19 protein-coding genes and 1 pseudogene are annotated in these 25,619 nt (G+C 63.6%); 9 read left to right on the top strand and 11 right to left on the bottom strand.

Features of this window, described 5'->3' with window-relative positions; translation table 11 throughout:
- Positions 1-19: 19 nt before the first annotated feature.
- Positions 20-2,893 (bottom strand): M16 family metallopeptidase, encoded by a 2,874-nt coding sequence (locus U5A82_RS20450; RefSeq protein ID WP_326292685.1) that lies wholly within the window; start codon positions 2,891-2,893, stop codon positions 20-22.
- A gap of 179 nt (positions 2,894-3,072) precedes the next feature.
- Here U5A82_RS20450 and U5A82_RS20445 point away from each other — a divergent pair, with 179 nt between their 5' ends.
- Positions 3,073-4,734 carry a M28 family metallopeptidase gene (locus U5A82_RS20445; protein WP_326292684.1) on the top strand — a complete coding sequence of 554 codons (1,662 nt, stop codon included), beginning with the start codon at positions 3,073-3,075 and terminating at the stop codon, positions 4,732-4,734.
- A 74-nt stretch (positions 4,735-4,808) separates the two neighbouring features.
- Positions 4,809-7,388, top strand: coding sequence for an ATP-dependent chaperone ClpB (gene clpB / locus U5A82_RS20440; RefSeq protein WP_326292683.1), 2,580 nt, complete (start codon positions 4,809-4,811; stop codon positions 7,386-7,388).
- 4 nt (positions 7,389-7,392) lie between these two features.
- Here the strand turns inward: clpB and U5A82_RS20435 are convergent, their stop codons facing one another.
- The gene (locus tag U5A82_RS20435; RefSeq protein WP_326292682.1) at positions 7,393-8,112 is read right to left on the bottom strand and encodes a 2OG-Fe(II) oxygenase; all 720 of its coding nucleotides are present in this window, start codon (positions 8,110-8,112) and stop codon (positions 7,393-7,395) included.
- A gap of 147 nt (positions 8,113-8,259) precedes the next feature.
- On the opposite strand from U5A82_RS20435, the gene U5A82_RS20430 reads away from it, so the two are divergent.
- From U5A82_RS20430 to tnpA, 3 genes and pseudogenes are all read left to right on the top strand, one after another.
- On the top strand, positions 8,260-8,943 hold the full coding sequence (locus U5A82_RS20430) for a 2OG-Fe(II) oxygenase (RefSeq protein WP_326292681.1): 684 nt from the start codon (positions 8,260-8,262) through the stop codon (positions 8,941-8,943).
- Positions 8,944-8,990: 47 nt separating this feature from the next.
- Positions 8,991-10,763, top strand: a complete 1,773-nt coding sequence (locus U5A82_RS20425) for a 2OG-Fe(II) oxygenase family protein (protein ID WP_326292680.1) — start codon at positions 8,991-8,993, stop codon at positions 10,761-10,763.
- Positions 10,764-10,864: 101 nt separating this feature from the next.
- A pseudogene (tnpA, locus tag U5A82_RS21765) lies at positions 10,865-11,368 on the top strand (IS200/IS605 family transposase).
- A 66-nt stretch (positions 11,369-11,434) separates the two neighbouring features.
- Here tnpA and U5A82_RS20420 read toward each other — a convergent pair.
- The gene (locus U5A82_RS20420) at positions 11,435-14,434 is read right to left on the bottom strand and encodes a TonB-dependent receptor domain-containing protein (RefSeq protein WP_326292679.1); all 3,000 of its coding nucleotides are present in this window, start codon (positions 14,432-14,434) and stop codon (positions 11,435-11,437) included.
- A gap of 412 nt (positions 14,435-14,846) precedes the next feature.
- On the opposite strand from U5A82_RS20420, the gene U5A82_RS20415 reads away from it, so the two are divergent.
- Positions 14,847-15,392 carry a hypothetical protein gene (locus tag U5A82_RS20415; protein ID WP_442802194.1) on the top strand — a complete coding sequence of 182 codons (546 nt, stop codon included), beginning with the start codon at positions 14,847-14,849 and terminating at the stop codon, positions 15,390-15,392.
- Positions 15,393-15,395: 3 nt separating this feature from the next.
- On the opposite strand, the gene U5A82_RS20410 is transcribed toward U5A82_RS20415, so the two are convergent.
- From U5A82_RS20410 to xseA, 3 genes are read right to left on the bottom strand one after another with little or no spacing between them, the layout of a single operon-like run.
- Positions 15,396-16,253 (bottom strand): M23 family metallopeptidase, encoded by an 858-nt coding sequence (locus tag U5A82_RS20410; RefSeq protein WP_326292678.1) that lies wholly within the window; start codon positions 16,251-16,253, stop codon positions 15,396-15,398.
- Positions 16,250-16,462, bottom strand: coding sequence for a DUF2093 domain-containing protein (locus tag U5A82_RS20405; protein ID WP_326292677.1), 213 nt, complete (start codon positions 16,460-16,462; stop codon positions 16,250-16,252). Before U5A82_RS20405 ends, U5A82_RS20410 begins: the two co-directional genes overlap by 4 nt.
- Before the next feature lie 24 nt (positions 16,463-16,486).
- A complete protein-coding gene (gene xseA / locus U5A82_RS20400) occupies positions 16,487-17,983 on the bottom strand; it encodes an exodeoxyribonuclease VII large subunit (RefSeq protein ID WP_326293011.1) in 1,497 nt (498 codons plus the stop codon).
- Between the two features lie 7 nt (positions 17,984-17,990).
- Between xseA and purD the strand changes: the two genes are divergently transcribed.
- Together purD and U5A82_RS20390 are read left to right on the top strand one after the other, a co-directional pair.
- Entirely contained in the window at positions 17,991-19,268 is a 1,278-nt protein-coding gene (gene purD / locus U5A82_RS20395) for a phosphoribosylamine--glycine ligase (protein WP_326292676.1), read from the top strand.
- 70 nt (positions 19,269-19,338) lie between these two features.
- The gene (locus U5A82_RS20390; protein WP_326292675.1) at positions 19,339-19,920 is read left to right on the top strand and encodes a hypothetical protein; all 582 of its coding nucleotides are present in this window, start codon (positions 19,339-19,341) and stop codon (positions 19,918-19,920) included.
- 13 nt (positions 19,921-19,933) lie between these two features.
- On the opposite strand, the gene U5A82_RS20385 is transcribed toward U5A82_RS20390, so the two are convergent.
- Positions 19,934-20,896 (bottom strand): acyltransferase, encoded by a 963-nt coding sequence (locus U5A82_RS20385; RefSeq protein ID WP_326292674.1) that lies wholly within the window; start codon positions 20,894-20,896, stop codon positions 19,934-19,936.
- 147 nt (positions 20,897-21,043) lie between these two features.
- On the opposite strand from U5A82_RS20385, the gene U5A82_RS20380 reads away from it, so the two are divergent.
- Positions 21,044-21,745, top strand: coding sequence for a GDSL-type esterase/lipase family protein (locus tag U5A82_RS20380; protein WP_326292673.1), 702 nt, complete (start codon positions 21,044-21,046; stop codon positions 21,743-21,745).
- Between the two features lie 7 nt (positions 21,746-21,752).
- On the opposite strand, the gene U5A82_RS20375 is transcribed toward U5A82_RS20380, so the two are convergent.
- From U5A82_RS20375 to kduI, 4 genes are all read right to left on the bottom strand, one after another.
- Complete coding sequence (locus tag U5A82_RS20375; protein WP_326292672.1) at positions 21,753-22,700, bottom strand: glycoside hydrolase family 43 protein; 948 nt, start codon at positions 22,698-22,700, stop codon at positions 21,753-21,755.
- Entirely contained in the window at positions 22,697-23,911 is a 1,215-nt protein-coding gene (locus U5A82_RS20370) for a glycosyl hydrolase 53 family protein (protein ID WP_326292671.1), read from the bottom strand. Before U5A82_RS20370 ends, U5A82_RS20375 begins: the two co-directional genes overlap by 4 nt.
- 89 nt (positions 23,912-24,000) lie before the next feature.
- Positions 24,001-24,753: a 2-dehydro-3-deoxy-D-gluconate 5-dehydrogenase KduD gene (gene kduD / locus U5A82_RS20365; RefSeq protein WP_326292670.1), complete on the bottom strand. Its 753-nt coding sequence runs from the start codon at positions 24,751-24,753 to the stop codon at positions 24,001-24,003.
- Between the two features lie 23 nt (positions 24,754-24,776).
- Complete coding sequence (kduI, locus tag U5A82_RS20360; RefSeq protein WP_326292669.1) at positions 24,777-25,616, bottom strand: 5-dehydro-4-deoxy-D-glucuronate isomerase; 840 nt, start codon at positions 25,614-25,616, stop codon at positions 24,777-24,779.
- Between the last annotated feature and the right edge of the window lie 3 nt (positions 25,617-25,619).

Here is a 25,619-nt window from a genome sequence, read left to right as displayed (position 1 = left end):
CCCATGCTTTACGTTAGCGTTAGTCAGCCAATGTGCCCATTTCCACCGGCAGCCCCACCGCGTCAAGCTGCGGCCGCACCAGCTTCGCGTCACCCACGACGACCCAGATCAGCCGGTCGGGATTGATCGCCTCGCGCGCCGCCTTGTCCAGGTCGGCGGCGGTCATCGCCCGATAGACTTTGGGCAGCGTCTCATAATAATCGTCCGGCCGCCCGATCAGGTCGTTGCGCATCATTGCGCCCAGCAGGTCCGACGATGTTTCGAAACTGCCCGGCAGCGACAGGATCTGGCTGTTGATCGTCTGGTTGCGCTCCGTCTCGGTCGTCCCCTTGGCAGTCAGAAACTCGGTCATATCCTTGCGGACCGCCTGGATGGATTCGCCGGTCTTGTCGGTCTGCACCGGGGCATAGACCAGCAGGGGAATGGTCTCCTTCACGCCCGAAAGCGCCGTGCCCACGCCATAGGCCCAACCCTTCGTTTCGCGCAGGTCCATCCACAGCCGCGAGGATGTCGCGCCGCCCAGCACTTCGTTGGCCGTCTGCAACGTTACCGGATTGTCGGTCCCGGATTTGTTGGTCAACAGCCCCGCCAGGATCATCGACTGCGGGCTTTGCGGCTTGTCGATCAGCACGATCCTGGCCGGGCGCATCATCCGGTCCATGCGGAACGTCTTGACGCCCTTGGCGCTGGCGGGCGCCTTCCAGTCGCCAAATTGCTTGTTCAGCAGCGGCAGCAGTTCCGCCATCGTCGTGTCGCCCGCGACGAATATCGTCGCATTGTCCGGCCGCATCCATGTGTCGTGGAAAGCGGTCAGGTCCGCCCGCGTGACCGCCTTGACCCCGCTTTCTGTGCCCGATCCGGTGAAGGGGATGCCGTAAGGATGGGCCTGCCCGTAAATCAGCGGCGGCAACATGCGCTGGGCGATCGACATGGGCGACGTCTTTTCGGCCTGAATACCGGTCAGCACCTGCCCGCGCAGCCGCTCCACCTCGGTCGGTGCAAAGGCCGGATTGCGGATCACGTCGGCCAGCAGACCCAGCGACGCGTCCAGATTGGGCTTGAGTGCGAACAGCCCGACCGTGGTCCGGTCCATGCTGTTGGCCGCGCTGATCGACGCGCCCAGCCGCTCCTGCTCCTCGGCGATCTGGATCGACGACCGCGTCCTGGTCCCTTCGTCCAGCAGCGCGGTGGTCAGGCCCGCCGTGCCCAGCTTCGCCTTGTCATCGGCCGCATTGCCGGCATCGAACGCCATGGACACCCGCACCGTCGGCACCGTGGTGCGCCGCGCCAGCGCGACCTTGATGCCATTCTTCAACGTCGCATGTTCGATATCGGGGAAGTCCAGATCCTTGACCGGCTCGATCGCGGGTTCCGCGATCTTGGTCGGCGCTGGCGGCGTCGACGCCGTGGGCGCAGCCGCATCGGGATTGCGGAAATAGGCGGGCTTATGCGTCGCATTCCCCGCCAATGCATTGTCGGCCGCACTGCGCTCGCCCGGCGCGACCGTCAGGCGCAGCACCGGCCGACCCAGCCATTTGCGCGCGGCGGCGCTCACCGTTTCGGGCGTCGCGGCGGCATAGACGGCCAGGTCTTTCTTATATTTCGCCGGATCGTTGGAATAGACCGCGCCCTCGGCCAGCGTCACCGCCTTGCCGCTAAAGCCGCCGACCTTTTCCAGCCCCGAAATCGTCCCCGCCGCCTGGCCGGTGGCCGCGCGCAGCACCTCGTCCGCGCTCGGCCCCTTGGCCAGATAGTCGGCCAGCAGTTGGTCCAGCCGCTTGCCCACGGCCACCGGGTCCGCGCCCGGCTTCACGTCCACCGTGATCTCGGCGATCGACAGCTTTTCGAACGGCTGGATGCTGGCCTTGACCGCCACGGCCACCTTCTCGTCGCGCACCAGCGCATTGTCGAGGCGAGAGGATTTGAGGCCGCCGAACACCGTCATGGCCAGATCCAGCTGCTGCAACTCGTCCGAATTGACGCCCGGCACGATCCAGTTGCGATACAGACGCGTCGCCGCGACATTGTCGTGCATGACCTTCTCGACATCCTTGTCGAGCGTCGGCACGGTCGCATCCACATCCTTGGGGGCCGGGCCGGGCGCGATATTGCCGAACCACTTCTCGACCTTCGTCTTGGCGGTCGCGACGTCGATGTCGCCCGCCAGCACCAGCACGGCATTGTTCGGCCCATAATGGGTCCTGAACCAGCTTTGCACATCGGCCAGGCTCGCCGCGTTCAGGTCCGCCATCGACCCGATGGTGGAGTGGCGATAGGGGTGCCCCGCGGGCAACATCGCATCCAGCTGCGCATATTCGACCAGGCCATAAGGCTCGTTCTCGCCCATCCGCTTTTCATTCTGCACGACCCCGCGCTGCGTATCCAGCTTGGTCTGCGTCACCGCGCCCAGCAGATGGCCCATCCGGTCTGACTCCAGAAACAGCGCCCGGTCGAGCGCCCCGGTCGGCACCGTCTCGAAATAATTGGTGCGGTCGAACCAGGTCGTGCCGTTCCAGTCGGTTGCGCCGATATCCTCCAGCCGCCCGAAGAACGGCCCATCGGCATTTTCCGACCCATAGAACATCAAATGTTCGAACAGATGGGCGAAACCGGTCTTGCCCGCCGGTTCGAAACGCGATCCGACATGATACCAGACCGACACCGCCACCACCGGCGCCTTGCGGTCGGTGTGGACGATGACGCGCAGCCCGTTCTTGAGCCTGAATTCCTGATAGGGAATATCGACCTGCGACACGAGGCTGGCGACCGGCGCGGGCGCGGCGGCGGGTGCGGGTTTGGCGGCCTGCGCCATCGGGGCCAAAACGGGGGAGAGCGCGAGGACCGAAAGGCCCATTATCAGGGGCAGGCGGCGCGACATCGGGGAAAGGGCCATGAGAACCTCATGAAAAAGGAAGCTTTACAGCAGCAGAACCTGGGTCAGAACGCTGCCGAAGCGAGAATGGGCGCAGCATAGCGGGCCGTTTTAGACGCGCAATACGCTTATTGCTGGACAGGGCTGGAGGAGGACGGCAATTCTCCGCCCATACCGCAATCCAGTGGACAGATATTCCCATGAAAACCCCCATTGCCCTCGCCGCCATGACGGCGCTGCTGTTGCCCGCCGCCCTCCCGGCCCAGAGCGCCGCCGACCCGGTCTTCACCGCCGCCGCCATGCGCGCCCATGTCGAATTTCTCGCCGACGACCTGCTCAAGGGCCGCGACACCGGCAGCGAAGGGCATGAAATCGCGGCCCGCTACGTCGCCAGCCAGTTCGACGGCCTGGGCCTCAAGCCCGCTGGTGATACCGATGCAAAAGGGGTCAGCTGGCTCCAACGCATCACCTTCCAGAAGACCGAATTCGGCAAGACTCCCGCCACGCTGACCGTGACCGGCCCCGGTGGTGCGAAGAGCTTTACCCATGCGGGCGACGTGATCATCGGCATCAACGCCGATCAGCCGCATCTGGACGTCACCGCGCCGCTCGTGTTCGTCGGCTATGGCCTGGAAAACGCGCGCCTTGGCCTTAACGGCTATGCCGGCCTCGACGTGAAGGGAAAGATCGTCGTCACCCTGCGCGGCTATCCCAAGGGGTTGCCGAGCGAGGAGGGCGCACACCTCTCCGCCACCAAGGGCAAGATCGCCGAATCCCATGGCGCGATCGGCATGATCGCGCTCAACACGCTCCAGTCGGCCAAGGCCCGTCCCTGGGCGCGGATGGTGCAATTCGCCGACGAACCCGATTTCACCTGGGTGTCGCCCGACGGCGTACCCTTCAACGCCGCGCCGGGCCTGCGCGCGTCGGCGATGCTGAACGATCCGGCGGCGCAAGCCGTGTTCGCCGGTGCGCCCGCGACCATCGCTGCGATCCGCAAGATCGCCGACAAGGCGGGCGGCAAGCCGAAGGGCTTCGCGCTCAAGACCAGCGTGACGATCAAGGCCGATACCGTCAGCCAGCGCGTCACCAGCCCCAATGTCGTCGCCATCCTGCCCGGCAGCGATCCCAAGCTCCGGCAAGAATATGTCGTCCTGTCCGCCCATCTCGACCATATCGGCGTGAGCCCGGCCAAACCGGGCGATGCGCCGGACAAGGACCGGATCAACAATGGCGCGCTGGACAATGGCGCGGGCATCGCGACCATGTTGGAAGTCGCCCGCGCCATGGCGCAATCCCCGCAAAAGCCGCGCCGCTCGATCATCTTCCTGGCTTCGACCGCGGAAGAAAAGGGGCTGCTGGGCGCCGACTATTATGCCCGCCATCCCAGCGTCCCGGTCAGGCAGATCGTCGGCAATGTCGATCTCGACATGCCCTTGCTGCTCTATCCCTTCACCGACCTCATCGCCTTTGGCGCGGATCATTCGACCCTGGGGCCGATCGTGGCGAAAGCGGTCGCGCCGATGGGCGTGAAGCTGTCCCCCGATCCGATGCCGCAGGAAACGATCTTCGTGCGCTCCGACCATTATATGTTCGTGAAGCAGGGCGTCCCCGCCGTCTTCCTCGCCACCGGCTTCGCCAATGGCGGGGAAAAGGCATGGGGCGACTTTCTGGGCGGGGCCTATCATCACCCCGGCGACGACATGCGTCAAAAGATCGACTGGACCGCAGGCGCACGCTTTGCCGAAGCCAATTACCGGATAACCCGCGCCATGGCGGATGGCGACATCCCGCCCCGCTGGTTCGCAAAGGACTTTTTCGGCGATCTGTTCGCACCACAGGCGGACAAAGCACCGAAATAAGGATAATCGTGCACCACCCCTTGTGTGCCTTTTGAGCAACACTACATCGCTGGCATCATATTGGGTGGATGCACATGAACCTCGAAAAATTCACTGACCGCGCCAAGGGCTTCCTGCAATCGGCGCAAACCGTGGCGATCCGCATGAGCCATCAGCGGATCGGCCCGGAACATCTGTTGAAGGCGCTGCTGGAAGATAATCAGGGCATGGCGTCCGGCCTTATCAAGGCGGCGGGCGGCGATGCGGCCGTGGCGTTGCGCGACACGGATGCGGCGCTTGCCAAGGTGCCGTCCGTTTCCGGCAGCGGCGCGCAGCAAACGCCCGGGCTCGACAATGACGCCGTACGCGTTCTCGACAGCGCGGAACAGGTCGCGACCAAGGCGGGCGATAGCTTCGTCACCGTCGAACGCCTGCTGCTGGCACTCACCCTCGCCACGACCACGACGGCGGGGAAGGCGCTGGCCGCTGCAGGCGTAAAGCCCGAAGCGCTCAACGCGGCGATCAACAGTCTGCGCGGCGGCCGCACCGCCGACACCGCGGGTGCGGAGGATCGCTACGACGCGCTCAAGAAATTCGCTCGCGACCTCACCGAAGCGGCACGCGCGGGCAAGCTCGACCCGGTCATCGGCCGCGACGAGGAAATCCGCCGCACGATCCAGATTCTGGCTCGCCGGACCAAGAACAACCCGGTCCTGATCGGCGACCCCGGCGTCGGCAAGACGGCGATTGCAGAAGGCTTGGCGCTGCGCATCGCCAATGGCGACGTGCCCGATACGCTCAAGGACCGCACCCTGATGGCGCTGGACATGGGATCGCTGATCGCCGGTGCCAAATATCGCGGCGAGTTCGAGGAACGGCTCAAAGGCGTGCTGGACGAGGTGAAGGGCGCGGACGGCCAGATCGTCCTTTTCATCGACGAAATGCACACGCTGATCGGCGCGGGCAAAAGCGAAGGCGCAATGGATGCGGGCAATCTGCTCAAGCCCGCGCTTGCCCGCGGCGAACTCCATTGCATTGGCGCGACGACGCTCGACGAATATCGCAAATATGTCGAAAAAGACCCTGCGCTCCAGCGCCGTTTCCAGCCCGTCTTCGTCGGCGAACCCACGGTCGAGGATACGATCTCGATCCTGCGCGGCCTGAAGGAGAAATACGAACTCCATCACGGCGTGCGAATCACCGACGGCGCGCTCGTCAGCGCGGCGACGCTCTCCAACCGCTATATCACCGACCGCTTCCTGCCCGACAAGGCGATCGACCTGATGGACGAGGCCGCATCGCGCCTGCGCATGGAGGTGGAGTCCAAGCCGGAGGAGATCGAAAATCTCGACCGTCGCATCATCCAGCTCAAGATAGAGCGGGAGGCGCTGAAAAAGGAAACCGACAAGGCGTCGGCCGACCGGCTCGACACGTTGGAAACCGACCTCGCCAATCTGGAGGAGCAATCCGCAGCGCTGACCACCCGCTGGCAGTCCGAAAAGGACAAGATCGCAGGCGAAGCCAAGGTCAAGGAACAGCTCGACGCCGCCCGCCTGGAACTGGAGCAGGCCCAGCGTGCGGGCGACCTCGCGAAGATGAGCGAACTATCCTACGGCACCATCCCCGCGCTCGAAAAGCGGCTCGCCGAAGCGGAAACCGCGTCGGAAGGCGCGATGCTGCGGGAGGAAGTGACGGCGGAGGATATCGCCGGCGTCGTCGCCCGCTGGACCGGCATCCCGGTCGAGCGGATGCTGACTGGCGAGCGCGAAAAGCTGCTGGCGATGGAAGACACGCTGGGCAAGCGGGTCATTGGGCAGGCTGATGCGGTGAAAGCGGTATCGACCGCCGTCCGTCGCAGCCGCGCGGGATTGCAAGACCCCAACCGCCCGCTCGGCTCCTTCCTGTTCCTTGGCCCGACGGGCGTCGGCAAGACCGAACTGACCAAGGCCCTCGCCGGCTTCCTGTTCGATGACGACAGCGCCATGGTGCGCATCGACATGAGCGAATTCATGGAGAAGCACTCAGTCGCCCGGCTGATCGGCGCCCCTCCGGGCTATGTCGGTTATGAGGAAGGCGGCGTCCTGACCGAAGCCGTCCGCCGCCGCCCCTATCAGGTCGTCCTCTTCGATGAGGTGGAGAAAGCGCATGGCGACGTCTTCAACATCCTGCTCCAGGTGCTGGACGATGGCCGCCTGACGGACGGGCAGGGGCGCACGGTCGACTTCACCAACACGATCATCGTCCTGACGTCGAACCTGGGCAGCCAGTTCCTCACCGGCCTGGCGGACGATGAACCGGTGGAAAAGGTCGAACCGCAGGTCATGGAGATCGTCCGCGCCCATTTCCGCCCGGAATTCCTGAACCGGCTGGACGAGGTGATCCTCTTCCACCGTCTGGGCGCGGCCCATATGGCCCCGATCGTGGACATCCAGGTCGCGCGCATCGGCAAGCTGTTGAAAGATCGCAAGATCGTGCTCGACCTGACCGACGAGGCCCGCGCCTGGCTCGGCCGCGTCGGCTACGACCCGGTCTACGGGGCGCGTCCCCTGAAACGGGCGGTCCAGCGCTACCTGCAAGACCCGCTGGCCGACCTCATCCTGCGCGGCGAAGTACCTGACGGATCGACGGTCCGGGTGGAAGATGGCGACGGGGCGTTGAAATTGGGCGTTGGCTGAGCCGTTAGGGAATGTGGTTCCGTAACCAGCCGGTTATTGCGTAGCGGCGATAACCGGCAGCAGCGCTGATCGGCGAGACGCTGTGCATCTGCGGCACCGCAAAAAGATTGAGGCGGTTGAAGGCTGGAATCATCCCCTCGACCATTCCGTTGCCTTCATCGTGAAACAGCAATAGCCCGCCCCACTCGGTGCGCCAGACCGGCGTCAGGCCAAAGACATAGGCTGCGCGCCTGCCTTTGCCTGGGACAGCGTCATCATGGCCGGTCAAAAAATCGCCCGGTGAATAGGCTGTAGCCTGCGCATCGGCGAACAGTATATCCTGTTCGCCGGTAATCGCCTTCACCAACGCCAGGGGCGTATCGCTCGAAAACCAGCGGGCAAACTTAGCCAGAACATCGCTGCTACGGATGCGATCATCAATGCCGTCGGGAATACGAATGGATTCGTAGCGATACTGAAAGCCATAACGGGCGTCGGCATGGACGGCGTCATCAAGCGCGCCCATCTGCTCCGTACTAAGGCTGGCGCGGACCTCCCGTGAAAGTTCGATCACTTTCTCTTTGCTATTGAGGATCTGTATCCAGTCATTCCGGGCGCGCAGCGCATCGTGCAATTGTTGTGCTGCATTTCCGGCCAGAAAATCATGGATACTGACACGTCCGGTATCTGCATATGTGCGCGATAGGGCGGCAATATCCAGATTGGGGTTCAATTCAAATTTCACTATCGCTTGTTGCCTAGCCAGTCACGGGATTGCAAGGTTGGACGACGTTCAAAGAACGATAGCGTTATCGCCACCACGAAGGAACAGCGTCGATCCATGCCTGAGCCCATCGCCCTTTTTGCGATCAATCCGCTGCTTGACCGCGCAATGCTGGCCGAGCGCTTCGTTCGGGATGGCCGCGTCCAGATTCGTAACATACTCACCGACCAGTCGGCCCGAATAGTGCACGACATTCTGGCCCGGCAGACGCCATGGGGTCTGGCGTGGAAGGGTGAGGACGGACCACGGCGCCTGCGGCAGGCAGAATTGAGCCAGATGCCCACGCCGCAGCGGGCTGCCATCTTTCAACAAGTAGGCAAGGTGATGACCGGCCAGAACTACGGATTTGCCTATGCCCAATATCCGCTGCTGGACGCCTATAAGGAAGAATGGAACCCGGGAAGTCCCCAGGATCTGCTTCTGGAACATATCAACGATCAGCCTTTGATGGACCTTGTCCGTCAGGTCACGGATATTCCTGAACTGCTGAAGGCCGATGCCCAGGCCACCTTTTTCGGTCCCAATCACTTCCTGGCGATGCACGACGACAGCCAGGATGGGGAAGGATGGCGTGTTGCCTATGTGCTCAATATGTGCGCGCTCGACTGGCGGCCGGACTGGGGCGGCTATCTTCTTTTCTACGATGAGGATGGTGATGTCGTCGCGGGCTTCCGCCCCCGGTTCAACACGCTCAACCTGTTCCGGGTGCCGCAGCGGCACAATGTCAGTTTTGTGCCGCCTTTTGCGCCGACCGGACGATTTGCGCTGACGGGGTGGTTTCGCGACAAATGACAGGCTGCTGATAGACGGGCACGGTGAGAAATGGCATCGTGCACGCCATGGCTATGCTTGATGTCAACGCGCTGTTTGCGCGTGCCGAAACCGATTTCCGCAATGCACGCCTCGACGCGGCCCGTTCAAATCTCCTCCAGATATTACGCGCTGTGGGCGAACATGCGTCCGTATTGCACCTGCTTGCTCTGGTCGAAAGCAAGGCCGGCCGCACAGCGCAAGCGCGCGCGGTTTTTGCAAGGGCTCTTACGCAGACGCCGAATGACCCGCAAATCAACAATAATTACGCCAATTTGCTGGATGCCGCTGGCGATGCTGCGGGGGCGCTCGTCCACTATGATCGCGCGCTGGCTGCTGCACCAGCTTTCATGGATGCTCGGCTCAACAAGGCGATCACGTTGCAGGCACTGGGGCGTCTTGATGATAGTCTGAGCGAACTGAACCTCCTAATTGCTGCGGACCCTCGCAATATCTCCGCACGCACGACGCGTGGAGCGGCGTTGCGGCTGCTCGGCCGACGGCGGGAGGCCGATGTTGAATTTGCGACGGCGCTGACACTCAACCCTAGCTGCACGGCTGCGCTGCACGGGCGCGCCCGGATTGCCGCAGAAAGCGGTCGCGAGGAGGATGCGATTGCCTGGTATCGCCAAGCCATATCGACGGCGCCGGACGATCCCGAACTGGCGATGGGGATGGCGGAAGAGCTGGAAGCCGCAGGGATGAACGGGGGAATTGCGATGCTGGCGGATGCCGTGGACCGTAATCCGTTATGGTTGAAGGGACAGGATAGTCTGGCACGTATGCTATCGGAGGCGGGCGACACGGATTTTGCAGCCGGATATGCCCGAGCCATCATCCGCCATCCGCGCGATCCGGTGCTGCATATGGCCCATTGGCAATGTCTTGCGCGTGGAAACCGACATTCTGACGCGTTAGCTGCGATCGATCGGGCGCGTTCTATGATCGCGTGGACGGCCGATATGGCGCTGACCGAAGCGGTGCTGGCAGGTGAAACGGGCGATCTGAAACGTGCCGACAAGGCCTTTGCCACGGTACCCGATACGCCGCAGGCGCGGCTCGCGCGCGGGCGCCATGCTTTGCGAAGCGGCGATCCCGAAAAAGCGGTGGCGTTGCTCAAACCCATGGCGATGGGCGATTTGCGGTCGGTCAACGCGTGGGCGCATCTGTCGCTGGCCTGGCGCTTGCTGGATGATCCCCGCCATGAATGGCTATGTATGCAGCCAGGCCTCTTCGCGACGCAGGATTTGCCGATGGATGACGCTGCGCTAACGCATCTTGCCGATACGTTACGTGGGTTGCATCGGGCCAAGGCTCATCCGATCGGTCAGTCGCTGCGGGGCGGAACCCAGACGCGTGGTCGGCTGCTTGACCGTCATGAACCAGCCATAGGCACTTTGAAACAGCTTTTGATCGATGCCATCGGCCTATATCGCGCCGCGCTTCCAGCGGCCGATGCGCGGCACCCACTGCTCGCTTTTCGCAACAGCCCTTTCAGCTTCTACGGCAGCTGGTCGGTCCGACTGACCGGCGGCGGCTTTCATGTGCAGCACGTCCATCCCGAAGGCGTACTGAGTTCGGCCTGCTACATCGCCTTGCCCCCTGTGTCCGGAGGGCAAGAGAAGGCCGGATGGCTCGACATCGGCGCACCACCCGCCGAACTGGCATTAGATATTCCAGCATTGGCAGTGATCGAACCAAAGCCCGGCCGCCTGGCGCTATTCCCTAGCTATCTGTTTCACGGAACGCGGCCATTTACTGTCGGAGAGCGATTGACCGTGGCATTCGACGTCGTGGCGTGACGGGGATGCGCCTGAGCAGACTTTAGAGACCTCCATCAAGAGCGATCCCTTCGACTTCAGTCGGATGCTGGGTTCAGCCCTTGACTAGGCCATCGTGGGCTATGGGCTATAGCAGCGATTGTCACACAACATTTCACCACCGCTATCATCTCGTCTGGGCACCGAAATATCGGTTCAAGTTGCTGCATGGCAAGAGGCGTCTGCGGGTCACGAGATCATCCGGTAGGTCTGTGCCGAATGGGCGTGACGATCGTCACGACGTCCTTTCGCGCGATCACGTCCACATGTTCGTCGAAATACCCCGCATGTCTGCGTCAGCGATTCCGTGCGTGGGGCCGAGTCTGTCGAAGTGGGCGGTCGTCGCGTAAAATGTAGCAGGCGTTGAGCATATTTGCAAGCGCTACTGGGGACAACGCTTCTGGCAGCGCGCCTATTTCTCGACCACATCCGGCGCCATCACCGATGACATCATTCTGCGTTACCTCGACAAACATAGCACAAAAACGGCTTCAGCTCCGCCCCATGAGCCTTACCGCTGTCAGACGGTCAATCGTTCAAATAATGTCTGCGCCAATTCCGCCTGTGACTGCGGCGACTGTGACTGAACCATAGCGAACAAAAAGGGGCGGCCCGCAAGCGGACCGCCCCCCGATGCTAACGATCCTACAGGATTAGAAGCGCATATTGGCCGACAGGAAGAAGTCGCGGCCAAGCACGTCGAACGTGCTGGGATAGGTATTGGCCTGCTCGGCGTTCGAACCAATCAGCTGCGGCTTCTTGTCGAGCAGGTTGTTGACGCCGAACGACATGGTCAGATTGTCGTTGACTGCGGCAGAGAAGGCCACGTCGTACAGGTTGTACGCTTTCAGCTTCTCGACCACATAATCGGTCGTATCATCGTCGTCACGCGTGCTGCTGATGTGCCTCCAGCGAACAGTCGAGGTCAGCGGGCCATCGACCAAGGTCAAACGGGTCGTCCACTTGTACTTGCCCTGCGGATTGCCGCAATTGGCGCCGAAGAAGCCTGCGCATTCGACAACGTCGGGTTCACCGTTGACCGGAACGAAGGTGTTCTTCTTTGTATAGGTGCCCAGGAACGCAATGTTCAGCTTGGCATCTTCACCCAGAAGGAACTTACCCAAACCGATCGAATAGTCGATGTCCAGATCGATACCGCTGGTCTTGAGCGACGACAGGTTGGCCGCACCGGCGAAGACAACAGCGACGCTGCCATCGGCGTTGGTGGTGCCGTCAATCGCGCCAGTCGCATCGTTACGCCCGACCAACTGGCAGAAGCCGTTGCTGGCATTCTGGAACGTGTTATAGCACAGGTTCAGAATGTTCGCAGCGCCGCCGCCGGCCGCGAAGATCGCATTCCCGATCTTGATGTTGAAATAATCGACCTTGATGTTCAGGCCCGGCAGGAACGTGGGCTGAACGATGGCACCGAAGGTGTAGGAGGTCGACTTTTCAGCCTGAAGATTGGGGTTGCCACCGGTCTGCGACTGGAACTGCGTGTTGGGCTGCAACTGCGACGGCACGCCTTGGCCAAGATTGGCCGCAGGTACGCCGGTGGCGATGCAGGTGTCACGCAGCGGACCAGGAGCGGCCGCTGCCGGCGCCGTGCAGGGATCGGTGCCAGTCGGGAAGCCGGTCTGCAGGCCACCGAACAGTTCGGACACGTTAGGTGCGCGAACCGCCCTGGAGTAGGAGCCACGGAACGTGATGTCACGGATAGGCGCCCACTGGATATCGCCGGCATAGGTGGAAACGCCACCGACCGCATCAAGCGAATAGTCCGAATAACGGCCTGCACCGCTGACTTCCAGCTTGTGGAAGAACGGTTGATCGGCAGCGATCGGAATACGGATTTCGCCGAACACTTCCTTCACATTGTAGCCGCCCTGGGTCGGGTTGCCGGCGTTGAAGCCGATCACGTCACCCGACGACAGCGCCGTATCGGGAATGAAGCGCGATGCCATCGAACGCCATTCGACACCGATGTCGTCACCGCCCCAGCCCAGGTTGAACAGCGAACCGTTCACGGACGCCTGCGCGACCTGGAGCGTGGAAATGTCGTTATTCTGCGCCAGAATGCTGATCTGATTGACCGATGTCCGGCTCAGAGCGCCGGGACCGAAGATGTCGATCGCGGGAGCGGTGCCGTCAAGGCCGGCCTGGAAGGCACGACGCGAGATGTTGCCGGCCTGCACGTTGGCGTTGCGGGTCCGTGCATAGCTGTAGAAGGCATCATAGCTGAAGCCGGAGTCGCCGATGGCGCCACGGACGCCAGCCAGCGCGCGGAACGCATTACGCTCGTCGAGCGTGTTGCGCGATCCGGTTTCTCTGACGCGACGGCTCACGCCCAGGTTGATGACGCCGGGTGCGTTCGACGCGGCGTTTGCACCGGTGAAGAGGGCGCCTTGCGCAGCAGCACGCGCGGCATAAACCGCATCCGACTCACCCGCAATACGCGCAACTCGAGCGGTCCTTGCCGCAATTATGGCAGTTTCGTTGGCGTCGATCTGGTTGAAGGCCGCAATGTCGGCAGCGGACAGGAACGGCGACACCGCCGCGATATTGACGTTGAAGTTGCCAGTGACCGGCGTCGCTGCCAGTTCGTTGGCGACCCGGTTGTTGACGAATGCCAATTCCATATAGGCGGTGACATTGTCGTTGATCTCATAGTCGCCATAGGCGCCCAGCAACCAACGTTCCTGTGGCACCTGCAAATAGTTGTCGGGCGCGAAATTGAACGTATCCGGACCAGTGACGAAGTTGCGCGACGAGCTGGTCGAGCTGTCGAAGGTTGCACCCAGCGCCGAGCCATAGGTCGTACCTGCGCCGCGGTTGAGGGTGACTGCGCCCAGGCCATTGCCTGCCGCAATAGCAACCGTGCCGGGGACTGCGAAGCGGCCGGCGGGCGTGGTCGCGGAGCCACCAGTGCGGGTCAGTACACCTGCGCCATCCTGCGCCGTAAAGCGCGAGAAGCTGCGAGCGCCCTGAAGGATGGACTTGCGCTTATAATATTCGCCATAGGCTGTGATATGGCCACGACCATCGGCGAAATCGGTACCGATCGCGATATTCGTGTCCCAACGGCCGCCATCACCTTCTTCGGTGATCGAATATTGGCTGCCGACTTCAATGCCGGTCAGGTTGTTGCGCAGGCGGAAGTTCACGACGCCGGCAATTGCGTCCGAACCGTAAACTGCCGATGCGCCGCCGGTCACGACGTCCACGCCTTCGATCAGGAACTGCGGAATGGTGTTCAGATCGACGACCTGCGTGGTATCGAAGAACATCCAGCGGCGGCCATTGACCAGCACCAGGTTGCGGTTCGTGCCCAGACCGCGCAGGTTGAGCGTCGCGACGCCGCCACCGGGGTTGTTGGAGAAGGACGACGTGCCGGGTAGAACCTGGGGCAGCGTATTCAGAACCTGTTCGACGTTGACCGCGCCCGACAGCTTGAATTCTTCGGCAGACACCACGGCCAGCGGCGCGCCGGTATCAAGGTCAGGGCGCGCGATGCGCGAACCGGTGACGACGATGGCTTCGCCGGCGCTGTTGTCAGCCACCTGCGCATGACCAAGAGTCGACATCAGCGATGCGCCAAGCATCGCGGACGCCGCACCGCAGCGCAGCAGCGCCATTTTTGAGATTGTCTTCAAGTTTCCAGTCCCTTGCTCTGGAGTTTGGCAGATGGCCTGCCACGTTAGTGGCCAATATGAAGGAATATGGTGCCCGACAGCGTCCCCCCATATGGATCGCAGGAAAGTGCGCGGGCTTCAGGGCGCTGTAAAGCGGGTGAGAAGGGGCAAGGCTGCTTTTGAACCCGGCTGTATCATAAATGCAACAAGCCTCACACCGGCATTTTGCTGCAATATTGCAAGATTATTACGATGATTTGCAAAGGCTTGTAGCAATCGTACATCAATTGGGATGTGGATTGACCGATTGTGGCTCCTGCGTCGCAAATGGTCGGGCCGCCGCCATGTTCACGATCACAGGCATAATCATGGGAATGTCATTCTTTGCCGGTGCATGGTAGCAAACGACAGGTTTTTAGGAAGGACAACGACTATGCGGGCCAAGCACGGCTGGATTCTGGCGATGCTCTTGTGCTTAGTTTTGGCGCCAATGGTGCAAGCCGCACCTCGGCAGCAGCCGCGGCCGGAAATCTTCACCAACCTTCTTCAATGCAGGTCGATTTCGGACAATGCGGCGCGTCTTGCCTGTTTCGATCAGCAAGTCGGCGCAATGGATGCTGCGGCCCAGCGCGACGAGGTCGTCGTTCTCGACAAGAGCGAACTTAACAAAACGCGCAAGACGCTCTTTGGTTTTTCATTTCCAAAATTGCCGTTTCTGGGGGGCGGGGACGATGATGGCGGTAGCGCCCAGCAGGATGGCGTCAGCCATGTTGATGCCCTGATCACATCTGTGCGCAGCCTGGGCTATGGCAAATGGCAGATCGGGCTGGACGACGGCGCCCAGTGGATGACGACCGAGGTCGTCACGGGACGCGATCCCAAAGTCGGTCTCAAGATCGAGATAAAACGCGCCGCGATGGGTAGTTTCCTGGGCAAGGTGGAGGGCGGTCGTGCCGTCCGGATGAAGCGGGTGAGCTAAAGCTTACAGTCCGTTCGGCATCGGCCCGGCGATCAGCATCGGGTCGATCCGCGCCTCGTTCCACTTCATGCCCCAGTGCAGATGCGGTCCGGTCGCGCGTCCCGTTGCGCCGATCGCGCCGATCCGTTGCCCCTGGGCCACATGATCGCCGAGCTTCACGTCGATCCGCGACAGATGAAGGAAGGCGCTGTTGAGGCCATGACCATGGTCGATCATCAACAAATGCCCCTCCAGCGTGAAGGGCTTGTCCGTCGCTGCCAAGATGACCACCCCGTCGGCGGGGGCCACCACCGGCAGGCCGGTCGTGCCGGCCACATCGACGCCGCCATGATAGGCGCCCGGCGTCCCCTGATAGATGCGCTGCGATCCGAACTGGCCGGAAATCCGGCCGACCCGCGGCCAGATGAAGCTCTGTCGCCAACCCTGCGCATCGGTCACCGTCGCGCGCGCGGCGGCAATCGCCGCCAGTTCAGGCTTGCGCAGCGTCAGAAAGGCCTCACTGCTTTTGGTCGGGTGCATCGGCGCGTCGATCCGCTCGATCCGCCAGTCACGGGACGCGACGGTCAGCGGGCGATCGATTGTCCGCCCATCCGGCAAGCGTGCAGTCAGGCGCGCAGTCGGCCCGGCATCGCGGTCGAACGCGATCAGGAAGCGCCCGTCGGCGTCCACCGGCACCAGCTGATCGTCCAGTTGCAACGCCACCGTCCCCGCTGGCGCGATACCGGTCAGCATCCCGCCCTGCGTCGCCGTGCCGGTCAGCTGGAAATCGGCGCGGTTCGCCATGGACGCTGCGCGGGTGACGGGCTGCGCGACGGCCGAGCCAGCACAAGCCAGCAGTAGCGCCAGGCCGATCCCCTTCATCGCGCGCCGCGCGCCTGCAACTCCGCCTGCACCGACGCATCGGCGCTGGCATAGGGTTCCTGCCGCGCGATGCTCCAGTAGCGCAGATCCTCCAGCGCGATCTTCCGCCCGGTCACGGCGCAGACGACATGGTCGCCCGCCTGCAACACGCGAAAACTGTAGGGCATATAATGGAGCCGGGCGATCCGGTCCCGATTGGACATCAACATCGGTTCAGGCCTCTTTGCCCGCGATCAGGAAAACAGATCCTGCTGCGGCGTTTCGTCGATCGCACGCACCTTTCGCGCGGGCCGGGATGGGGAAGATATAGCGACCAGCGTGGCCTTCTCAAGCGGGGGCGGCGCATCGCCGATGGCGGCGTCCACCGTGCCGTCCTTGAAATGCAGCGTCACATGCCCTGCCGCCTGCGCCGCCGCGACCGACTGCACCAGTCGCCCCTGCGCCATCACGCGCGTATAGCCCTTTTGCAGCGGCCGGTCGGGATCGAGCGAACCGAAATGGCGCGACACCCGGTCGAAAGCAACGGTGCGTTCCGACAGGGCGCGTTGCAGATAGTCGGGGCGCAGCTTCAACCGGTCGAGCCGCTCGCCTGCACGCATCACATGCTGGCGCAACAGCGCGGGCCGCAGCGCGCCGCCCGCCTGACCCAGATGCCCGCGCGCCTCGGCGAGCCGGTGGCGCAATCCGCTCACCAATCCATCGGACAGCTGGTCCAGCCGCTGCCGTTGGGGGCTGAGCAGCATATCGGGCGTGGGCATCAGCCGCGCCTGCATCTCCAGTCGTTCGCGCGCCTGCCCCGCGCCGCGCCGCACGGCCCGTCCGGCGCGCAGACCCATCTCGCTCAACCCCGCCAGCAATTCGGCCCGTACCGGCACCGCCATTTCGGCAGCGGCCGTGGGCGTCGGTGCGCGCCGGTCGGCGGCGTAATCGCACAGGGTCGTGTCCGTCTCATGCCCCACCGCCGATATGATCGGTATGGTGCAGTCGGCGACCGCGCGCACCACGATCTCCTCGTTGAAGCTCCACAGATCCTCGATCGACCCGCCCCCGCGCGCCACGATCACCAGGTCGGGCCGGGGCACGGAGCCGCTCCCGTCCATGGCGGAAAAGCCCCGCACCGCGCGCGCGACCTGTTCGGCCGCGCCCTGACCCTGCACCAGAACCGGCCAGACCAGCACGTTGGTCGGGCAGCGATCGGCCAGACGATGCAATATGTCCCGGATCACCGCGCCGGTCGGCGACGTCACGACCCCGATCGTGCGTGGCAGGAAGGGCAGGGGCTTCTTCCGCTCCACCGCGAACAGCCCTTCGCCCGCCAATTTGGCTTTCAGTTTCTCCAGCAGCGCCATCAGCGCGCCTTCGCCGGCCAGTTCCATCTTCTCGATGACGATCTGATATTTGGACCGCCCCGGATAGGTGGTCAGCTTGCCGGTCGCGATCACCTCCACCCCGTCCTGCGGGGCAAAGGCCAGCCGCTGCGCGCCGCCTTTCCACATCACCCCGTCCAGCACGGCGTTCTCGTCCTTCAGCGCCAGATAGAGATGGCCCGACGCCGCCCGCTTGAAGCCCGAAATCTCGCCGCGCAACCGGACATGGCCGAACCGGTCCTCGACCGTGCGCTTGAGCAGGCCCGACAATTCGCTGATGGACAGCGGCGGCGCGTTGTCCCCCAGGCGTTCCTCCGCTAACAGGCGGCCCGAACTGTCATAGGCATCAAATTCCGGGGACATGGGCGACATGAACATCCTTCTGCTGGGCGGCGGCGGCCGCGAACATGCGCTGGCGTGGAAGCTGGCGCAATCGCCTGCGCTCAAGGCCCTCTATGCCGCGCCGGGCAATCCGGGGATAGCCCAGCATGCGCAATTGGTCGACCTCGACGCCACGGATCATCGCACCGTGCTGGATTTCTGCACCCGCCATTCGATCGGGCTGGTGGTGATCGGGCCGGAAGCGCCGCTGGTCGATGGCCTCGCCGACAATCTGCGCACCATGGGCGTGCCGGTCTTCGGCCCCAGCAAGAAGGCCGCGCAGCTGGAAGGGTCGAAGGGTTTTACCAAGGATCTGTGCCAGCGCGCGAACATCCCCACCGCCGCCTATGTGCGCGTCACCAGCAAGGATGGCGCGCTCGCCGCGCTCGACGATTTCGCGCTGCCGGTCGTCATCAAGGCTGATGGCTTGGCCGCAGGGAAAGGCGTCATCATCGCGCAAACCCGTGAGGAAGCAATCGAGGCGCTCGACACCATGTTTTCCGGCGCGTTCGGCGCGGCGGGCGAGGAAGTGGTGCTGGAGGAATTCATGACCGGCGAGGAAGCGAGCTTCTTCGCACTGACCGACGGCGTCGCCATCCTGCCCTTCGGCTCGGCCCAAGATCATAAGCGCGTCGGCGATGGCGACACCGGTCCCAACACCGGCGGCATGGGCGCCTATAGCCCCGCCCGCGTGCTGACGCCCGAACTGGAGGCACAGGTGATCGAAACGATCATCCGGCCGACCGTCGAAACCATGGCAGCCGAAGGCATGCCCTATTCGGGCGTCCTCTATGCCGGCCTGATGCTGACCGCCGAAGGCCCCAAGCTGATCGAATATAATGCCCGCTTCGGCGATCCGGAATGCCAGGTGCTGATGACCCGTTTCGACGGCGATCTGGTCGACCTGCTGCTTGCCGTCGCGCAAGGCAGCCTTGCCGATCAGGGGCCGGTGGAACTGGCGGATCGTACGGCGCTCACCATCGTCATGGCGGCGAACGGCTATCCTGGCACACCGGACAAGGGCGGCGCGATCGGCGGCATCGCCGCGGCGGAGCAGGGCGGGGCCAAGATTTTTCATGCCGGAACCGCGGAAAAAGACGGCGTTCTGGTCGCCCATGGCGGGCGCGTCCTCAATGTCACGGCCACCGGCGATACGGTCGGCGCGGCGCAGGCGGCCGCCTATGCCGCGGTGGATGCCATCGACTTCCCGACCGGTTTCTGCCGCCGCGACATCGGCTGGCGCGAAGTTGCGCGCGAGGAGCAATAGCGCGCGGCTCTTGCAGCGCGCCGGAAACCATCCTTAAATAGCGTCAGGATAGTGAAGGGGAGACTGGGCGATGCAGGAATTTTTCATGGACTATGGCTTGTGGCTGCTGGTCGGGTTGCTGGTGGTCATCGCGCTCGTCTTCCTGTTGTCGGGCAAGCGCAAGGCCGATGAGCCGATAGAACCGTCCGTCGCGCCCACGCCCGTTCAGCCTGCGCCTATCGAGCCGGTCCCCGCGCCGACGCCCTTCGTCGATCCGATCATTGCCGCGCCCGTAACGCCAGCCCCGATCGTGGTGGAGCCGGTCGCGCCTGTAGCCCCGCCCGCGCCCATCCCTCAGCCCGCCCCCATCGCGCCGGAACCCGAGCCGATGCCTGCGCCCGCCACCGCCGCGTCTCCCGCCCCCGCCACAGACGAAAGCGACGACCTGCTGCGCCTCAAAGGGGTCGGTCCCAAGCTGAAGGCGCTTCTGACCGATCTGGGCGTCACCCGCTTCGCCCAGATCGCCGACTGGAGCGACGCAGACATCGCGGCGATCGATACCAGGCTCGGCACGTTCAAGGGCCGCCCGGTGCGCGACCAGTGGGTCGATCAGGCGAAATATCTGGCCGCTGGCGACATTGCCGGCTTCGAAGCGAAATATGGCAAGCTATAGACGCTGACGCGCGTCAGGCCGGTTGCACACCCGCGTCCGGTATCGGCGCCATGCCGTTCTCGCGCCGCGCCGGTGCGCTGCCCAGCAGGCGGCGGATCGAGGCGCGGGGCGCGAACAGGTGGCTGGCTGCCATCAGAATGGCGACTGACAGCGCCAGGGTTGCCGCCATATTGGCTCCGATCGCCAACAATATGTCCATCACCAGCGGATGCCATAGATAGAAGAACAGGCTGTCCCGCCCGATCCGATTGAGCGGCGCGAACGACAGGCGCAGCGCAGCCAATCGCGGCAGCAACGCGATCAGGCCCAAGCACATCATCAGCCGCGCCGGGACAAGGGCCGGGGTGTTGCCACTACCCCGCAATCCCGACCACCAGAGCAGGCCCAGCGCCATCACCAGCATGGCGATGCCCAGATGGCGGGTCGGCAGTCCCTTTTCCGCCATCAGCGCGCCGAAGAAGAAATAGACCGGATAGCGTAGATAGCGGCTGTCGGGGGATAACAGGGTAGCGCCGATCGGCGCATGATCCAGGCCGAACCCATACATGATCGCCAGGCTGAACGGCGTGCCGATCGCCAGCAGCAGCAACGGCGAAAAAGGGAGCAGCCGGGCAGAGACGATCAGGCAGAAAAGGACGGGAATATACCAGAGATGATAGGGCGGTTGCAGCAACAGCTGCAACGGCGTGGTCCAGGACAGCGGCCAACCAGTGATCACCACATAGACGATCAGCGCCACCAGCCAGGGCAGCAGCATCCGCTCGCCATAGTGGCCCAGCAGCACAGCCATTCGCTCGTGCCGGGTACGGGCGATATTGAGCAGATAGCCCGATATGCCGATCATCAGGGGCATGCGGAAACCCGCGCCGATCCACAGCAATGGATGCTGTTGCCCGGCAATCTCCATGGCGTGACCCACCATCACCAGCAGGATCAGAACCCCCTTGATGAGGTCGATCGACGGATTTTTACCCATATGCAAACCCCTGGACCTATGGTGACGTAAATCCATGGTGCTTGCAGACCCTTAAAAAAAATTGGTGAATGGCTGGTATATCGGGTCAGAATGGATATTTTCCGACCCTAAAGCCGCCCTCACGCCCATCCTTGAAAGGCCGCTCCCATGCGCAGCATCGATGCATCACCCCTGGCCAAGCTGCTCGTGGCGCTGCTCGTCTTCGCGGTCATCATCGTGGGCTGGCGCGTCTATGGCCGGTATCGCGAATCGCAGGCAGTGTTGCCCGAAAGCGGCATGGCCACGGGCGATTGCGCGCTTTGGTTCGTGGGCAGTTCCTCGATCCATCGCTGGATCAGCCTGCAACGGGACATGGCCCCCTGGAAGACCGAAAATCGCGGTATCAATGGCGCGGTGCTGACCGACATCCTGCCACGCTTCGCGAATATCAAGGCTAGGGAGGGGCGGCCGCGCGCACTCATCCTCTATGTCGGCGAAAATGATATCGCCGGTGGCGTTCCGGTGCGCACGGTGATGCGCCAGTTGGCCGGCCTGTTCGACCTGCGCGATCGTCTGCTGCCCGACGTGCCGGTGCTGCTGCTGTCGGCCAAGCCCAGCCCGGGCCGCGCATCCTTTATGGGCGAGCAGCGCCTGTTCAATGCCGCCGCCCGGAATTTCCTGCCCCATATGCGCGCGGCCTATTATGGCGACATCACGACGCCGCTGATGGTCGATGGCAAGCTGGGCGACAATTACCAGCCTGACGGCGTGCACATGAATGCGCGCGGCTATCGCATCTGGGCGGATGTCGTGCGCCAGCGGCTGGTCGACATATTGCCGCCCGACGTGACGCGACGCTGCGCGCCCTAAGCGGTGCTCATCCGATTGCGTCCACCAGCGCGCGCGGCACGCGCAGCAGCGATCCGTGGCGCGCGCCTGCGGGCATGGTCAATCGATCGCTGACATCCTGCCACGCCGCCATGTCGCGCGTCATCGCCGCGCCCCATCGCCCTTCCTTGTAGACGTCATAATAGCAGATGAGCGCATCCCCGATCCGCGTCGTCATCGGCCCCTCGACCCAGGCGGGCGAGAAGGACGGCGACAGTGGGCCGAAAGGCCCGGTGGGGCTGTCCGCTTTGGCGACCTGTAACCATTTACGCGGCGGCGCGACCGTCTCGTCCTTCACGATCAGATAGAGACCCCCATCGGGGCCATCGGCAAAGCTGCCGTCGATGACGCTGAAACCAGGATCGTACAGCGGCTCGGCCTTGGAGAAGTGCTTGAAATCAGCTGTCTCGCACCGCCACAGCCGGTGATTATAGCCGGATTCCGACGCGCCCGCCGTTTCGGTGAAGCGTCCCTCCACTGTGCTCGACCAGACAATGACATAGCGCCCAGTGCGCGGGTCGCGGATCGCTTCGGGCGCCCAGCAATTGCGCGTGCCGGGTACGTCCCGCATCACCGGGATCGCCTGTTGCGCCGACCAGTGAATCAGGTCGGCGCTGGTCGCATGGCCGATCGTCACCCCTTCCCAGGCAGTGGTCCACAACAGATGATAGACTTGTCCGTCATGAAAGAGGAACGGATCGCGCAGCAGCGCTTTCTCGCCCACCGACGGCACCAGCACGCTGCGCCCGCCCGCCAGCGTGCGAAATGCAAAGCCGTCCTCGCTGACCGCCAGCTTCAGGCCATCCGCTTCGCCCGCCTTGCCGGTGGTGAAATAGGCGAAGACCAGCACATCGTCCGACTGCCCCGTCTGTCCCGTCGTACAGGCCGCCAGCGTCAGCGCGCCAAGCCCCAGCACAAAATCCCGCCGTCTCATCATCGATAGGCCTTCGCCATCTCGCCATAGAGGTCGAGCAGCGGATTGGCGACATAGTCGCCGCCATGGCCCATTGGCCCTGCGGCTTGCGGCTTGGGCGCGGGTTGCTGCCCCGCCAGGCCGCCCGGTGCCTCTGCGCTGTTCAACCCCTGCGAAATCAGGTCCGGCTTGGCCCCTTCACCGGCATTATGGCCGTTCCGGTCGAAAACCGCCTCCTGATGGCGCGTCGGTTCCCAGATGAACGCGCCCCAGCCATGTTTGCCCGGCATGGCATGGACCAGATCGTTGATATAGCGTTTGCGGCTGGAATATTCGGCGACCAGCAGCCCCTTGTCGGGATAGCGCTTCACGAATTGCGCAAAGCTCGTCGCCCAGTCGCCCTGCGCACGTTGCTGGTAGCAGGAAAAGCCGATGACGTCGAAATCCACCTTCCGCGCGATCAGCGCGTCGGTCCATTCGCGCACGATCGGCCAATGGCGGCCCAGATGATTGTGCAGCTGTATCTGCACATCGGGTTCGGCCCGTCGCGCGCCTGCGATCCCGGCGCGCAGCAATTGCGCGAAACCATCGAAGCCGCCGACCGCGCCCACCCTGGCATGATTGGCGTCGGTGACGGGATTGCCGGTGGACGTGGACAGCTTCACCCGGCCATGGGGCCACAGCATGCCGAACGTGGTTTCGTTGCCGATCACCGCCATATCGACCGGCGCGCCGCCCGCCCGCATCGCGACCAGCGTATCGTGCGTATGCGCCTCGACCGCCTTGGCGAGTGCGGGAAGATCATAGCCCGTCCAAGCGGCCGGGACGCCCTGATGCTCCGGATCGGCCCAGCTGTCGCTATAATGAAAGCTCAGCACCAGATAGAGACCCGCGTCGCGAATTCGCTTGCCGAGTTTGATCGTCTGGTCGAGGCCCGCCCAGGCCTTGTCCGGCTCGCGCCTGGCATAGCCCTTGGCCGGATCGACGAAGATACGGAGCCGGATCGCGTTGAACCCGGCGTCGCGCAGCAACAGGATCGGGTCTTTCTGCACATCGCCCACGAAATAGCGCGCGCCCGCCGCCTCATCCTCGGGAATCCAGCTGATGTCCGCGCCGATCAGATAGGGTCCCGGCCGCGCGCCGCTTTTTTTCGGCGCGGCGAGCGTAGGGCAGGCCAGACCCGTCATGGCAAAGCCGACCGTGGTCAGCGCGGCGCGCCGGGTGAATGCGGTCATCGATCCTCCTCTTCCTGTGGGTTGGGGGGAGGGTTAGTCCCTCTCTGGATTGCCCGTCCGAACCGAGTCCTTGATCGCTTGGGCGTCGCCTAGCGCGCGAGCCACCCGCCATCCACCGCGAGGGTATGGCCGTGGATATAGCCTGCCGCGCTCGACGACAGGAACACCGCCGCCCCGCCGATGTCCGACGCCTCGCCCCAGCGGCCCGCCGGGATGCGCTCCTGGATCTGGCGGTTGCGCGTCTCGTCGGCCTGTAGCGCGGCGGTGTTGTTCGTCGCGATATAGCCCGGCGCGATCGCGTTGACGTTCACGCCCTTGGCCGCCCACTCGTTCGCCAGCAGCTTGGTAAGCCCCGCGACCCCGCTCTTGGACGCGGTGTAGCTGGGCACGCGAATGCCGCCCTGGAAGGACAGCAGGGACGCGATGTTGACGATCTTGCCACTGCCTTGCGCGATCATGTGCCGCCCCGCCGCCTGGCAGAGGAAGAACAGGACCTTGAGGTTGGTGTCGATCACCGCGTCCCAGTCCGCCTCGGTAAAGTCCACGCTGTCGGCGCGGCGGATGATCCCGGCATTGTTGACCAATATGTCGAGGCCGCCTAGCGCCGCGACCGTCTCGTCCACCACCTGTTGCACGGGTGCGATGCTGGACAGGTCGGCCGACACGATCACCGCCTGGCGGCCCAGCGCGCGGACCTTCTCCACCGTCTCCTGCGCCGGCGTGCGGCCCACCGCCGCGATATCCGCGCCCGCAGCGGCCAGCGACAGCGCGATCGCCTGACCGATGCCAGTATTGGCCCCGGTGACGATCGCCACCTTGCCCGTCAAATCGAAGACATTCATCCCATCGTCACCTTCTGCCGCACTTATGCCAGCTGACAGATATCCAGCACGTTCATGTCGGTATAATCCTGGTTCTCGCCCGCCATCGCCCAGATGAAGGCATAGGCCTTGGTCCCCGACCCCATATGGATCGACCAGGGCGGGGAGATCACCGCTTCCTCATTGGCCATGACGATGTGGCGCATCGCATCGCCCTCGCCCATATAGTGGAAGACGCGGTCGGCCGGGCCGTCCAGCTCGAAATAGAAATAGATCTCGCTGCGGCGTTCGTGGATGTGCGGGGGCATGGTGTTCCACACCGAACCGGGCTTGAGCACGGTCAGGCCCATGACCAGCTGCGCGCTGTCGCAGATGCCGGGAATGACCAGCTGGAAGATGGTCCGCTCGTTCGATTCCTCCAGGCTGCCACGCTCCAGCGCATTGGCGTCGGCGATGCCCAGCTTACGGGTCGTGAACGCCTTGTGCGCCGGGCAGGAGGCGAGATAGTAGCGCGCACCGGCGCCCGCGAAAGTCACGTCCGCCGCGCCCATGGTGACGTAGAGGCAATCCTTGTTGCCCAGCGTGAAGACCTCGCCATCGACGGTCACGGTGCCTTCGACACCGCTCACATTGACGATCGCCAGTTCGCGCCGCTCAAGAAAGGGATGGCCCGCCGCCGACGCGGGTTCGCTCTGCGCGGGCAGCTTCACGGGCGCATCGACCACCGCCACGCCGCCGATCACGAAGCGTTCGGCATGGGTATAGTTCAGCACGCACTCGCCATCGCGGAACAGCCCGCCGATCAGATAGCGATCCCGCAATTCCTCGTTCGATACGCACTCCATCATATCCGGATGCGTCGCGTAATAGGTCTTGTCGAACATGCA

Source organism: Sphingobium sp. CR2-8 (assembly GCF_035818615.1).
Classification (GTDB): Bacteria; Pseudomonadota; Alphaproteobacteria; order Sphingomonadales; family Sphingomonadaceae; genus Sphingobium.
This window is presented reverse-complemented; position numbering and strand designations above follow the sequence as displayed.

Bases quoted from the DNA above. Each gene is read 5' to 3' on its own strand.
- U5A82_RS20375 (WP_326292672.1), bottom strand. From the start codon at position 22,700: ATGATGAGACGGCGGGATTTTGTGCTGGGGCTTGGCGCGCTGACGCTG.
- U5A82_RS20445 (WP_326292684.1), top strand. From the start codon at position 3,073: ATGAAAACCCCCATTGCCCTCGCCGCCATGACGGCGCTGCTGTTGCCC.
- U5A82_RS20430 (WP_326292681.1), top strand. From the start codon at position 8,260: ATGCTGGCCGAGCGCTTCGTTCGGGATGGCCGCGTCCAGATTCGTAAC.
- U5A82_RS20425 (WP_326292680.1), top strand. From the start codon at position 8,991: ATGGCTATGCTTGATGTCAACGCGCTGTTTGCGCGTGCCGAAACCGAT.
- xseA (WP_326293011.1), bottom strand. From the start codon at position 17,983: ATGTCCCCGGAATTTGATGCCTATGACAGTTCGGGCCGCCTGTTAGCG.
- U5A82_RS20415 (WP_442802194.1), top strand. From the start codon at position 14,847: ATGCGGGCCAAGCACGGCTGGATTCTGGCGATGCTCTTGTGCTTAGTT.
- kduI (WP_326292669.1), bottom strand. From the start codon at position 25,616: ATGTTCGACAAGACCTATTACGCGACGCATCCGGATATGATGGAGTGC.
- U5A82_RS20405 (WP_326292677.1), bottom strand. From the start codon at position 16,462: ATGTTGATGTCCAATCGGGACCGGATCGCCCGGCTCCATTATATGCCC.
- U5A82_RS20385 (WP_326292674.1), bottom strand. From the start codon at position 20,896: ATGGGTAAAAATCCGTCGATCGACCTCATCAAGGGGGTTCTGATCCTG.
- U5A82_RS20410 (WP_326292678.1), bottom strand. From the start codon at position 16,253: ATGAAGGGGATCGGCCTGGCGCTACTGCTGGCTTGTGCTGGCTCGGCC.
- clpB (WP_326292683.1), top strand. From the start codon at position 4,809: ATGAACCTCGAAAAATTCACTGACCGCGCCAAGGGCTTCCTGCAATCG.
- U5A82_RS20450 (WP_326292685.1), bottom strand. From the start codon at position 2,893: ATGGCCCTTTCCCCGATGTCGCGCCGCCTGCCCCTGATAATGGGCCTT.
- purD (WP_326292676.1), top strand. From the start codon at position 17,991: ATGAACATCCTTCTGCTGGGCGGCGGCGGCCGCGAACATGCGCTGGCG.
- U5A82_RS20370 (WP_326292671.1), bottom strand. From the start codon at position 23,911: ATGACCGCATTCACCCGGCGCGCCGCGCTGACCACGGTCGGCTTTGCC.
- U5A82_RS20380 (WP_326292673.1), top strand. From the start codon at position 21,044: ATGCGCAGCATCGATGCATCACCCCTGGCCAAGCTGCTCGTGGCGCTG.
- kduD (WP_326292670.1), bottom strand. From the start codon at position 24,753: ATGAATGTCTTCGATTTGACGGGCAAGGTGGCGATCGTCACCGGGGCC.
- U5A82_RS20390 (WP_326292675.1), top strand. From the start codon at position 19,339: ATGCAGGAATTTTTCATGGACTATGGCTTGTGGCTGCTGGTCGGGTTG.